Annotated in this window: 1 protein-coding gene; it reads right to left on the bottom strand. The window is 64.9% G+C overall.

Going from position 1 to position 1,520, the window contains the following annotated elements:
- Nucleotides 1–1,374 (bottom strand): lysozyme (locus tag E8P82_RS15370; RefSeq protein ID WP_246021473.1); only part of this gene is annotated, 1,374 nt, incomplete at its 3' end.
- Between the last annotated feature and the right edge of the window lie 146 nt (nucleotides 1,375–1,520).

Below are 1,520 nucleotides of genomic sequence, written 5' to 3'. Positions count from 1 at the left end.
GGTACGCCGAGAGATCAGATCATCGGTGCCATTACCGTTGAAATCCCCGGCATTGACGACCATCAACGACCTGTCAAGCACCACAGGAACCGGCTTCGGAACCACAGGAGGCTTCGGCGCAGGCTTCGGAACCACAGGAGGCTTCGGCACAACCGGGGCTTTGCCGTTCCGCACGAATCGATCGAAGGCGGCCGCGGTTCCGTTCCATCGGTTCCAGTCACCGACCACCGGGCCCTCGCTGGTGTACTGCCACAGGCTGTCCGTGCGCCAGCCTGCGGGCAGGGCGCCGGTGCAGCAGGTGTTGTAGGACGCGACGTGGAGGGGATGGTCGGTGAACGCGGTGCTGCTACCTGTGCAGTAGTTCCACCAATCGGTTGTGGTGTAGATCATCGGCACTCGGCCGGTCCGCTTGACCATCGTGGTGGAGAAGTCCCTGATCCAGTTGACCATCTGCGCCGGGCTCATGTTGTAGCAGGTATTGCCGAGTTCGGGGTAGGGGTTGTACTCCACGTCCAGCAGGGGTGGCAGGGTCTTGCCATCGGCGGACCATCCTCCGCCGTTGCGGATGAAGTAGTCGGCCTGTTCCGCGCCACTGGAGACATTCGGGATGGCGAAGTGATAGGCGCCGCGCGTCATACCGGAACCCTCGGCGCCGTTGTACTGGCTGGCGAAGTAGGGGTTCTTGTAGACGAGAGCCTCGGTCGCCTTCGTGTAGGCGAACCGCGACCCCTGACGCCATGCAGCAGCCCAATCGACATTGCCCTGGTGGCTGCTGACGTCGACCCCGAGAATGCCCCCGGGCTTCCAGTAGCTGATCATCGGTGCGAAAGCTGCGCTGGCCGCAGGAGCACCGATCTCGTTCCGCTCCGGCACGAAGCCTGCCGGAGCAACCTCGAGTTCTTCATCGGGAAGCGGGACCGGTTCGTCCTGGGTGGACGCCGTCTCCTCCTCGGCGATCTGCGCCAGCTCCTCCTCCGTGGGCACCTGCGGATCGCCGGTCTCGGCGATACGTTCGATGCCCTGCCCGAGGCTCGCTCCCAACGGACCGATGAGCTCTGCCAGGGCTTCCCTGTTGTGTGCCAGTTCCTCGGGCGAGAGATCGGCGGGCGTCACTGGCTCCGTCTCGTCCTTTCCGCCGCCGGGTCCGGAAGGATCCGGCGGCGGGAGGGACGGTTGCCCGGTTGCGGTGTCATCGAGTGCACCGGGCTCCGACGGAGACTGCTGCGTGGGCGGAGCAGTCGGCACCCCTTCCACCCGCGAGGAGGACGCATCCTCCACAGGAGCATTCACTGCAAGTGCCGGGGCCGACCCGCTCAGCAGTGCAGCAGCCAGGGCTGCCACCGAAAGAAGCGCGGTGGGGGTGTACATCTTCATGTGTGATCTCCGGGTAGAGCGGTTGCCAAGGGTGTTGGTGTGGTGGGGTTAGAGTTTTCCGGCGGGTTTGGGGGTGGTGTAGCCGGGGTTGGTGGGCATGCCGGTTCCGGGGTAGAGGGTGAGGGTTCCTTTGGTGGTGGTGGCCA

Origin of the sequence: Arthrobacter echini (assembly GCF_004803505.1) — a bacterium.
Lineage (GTDB): Bacteria > Actinomycetota > Actinomycetes > Actinomycetales > Micrococcaceae > Arthrobacter_D > Arthrobacter_D echini.
This window is presented reverse-complemented; position numbering and strand designations above follow the sequence as displayed.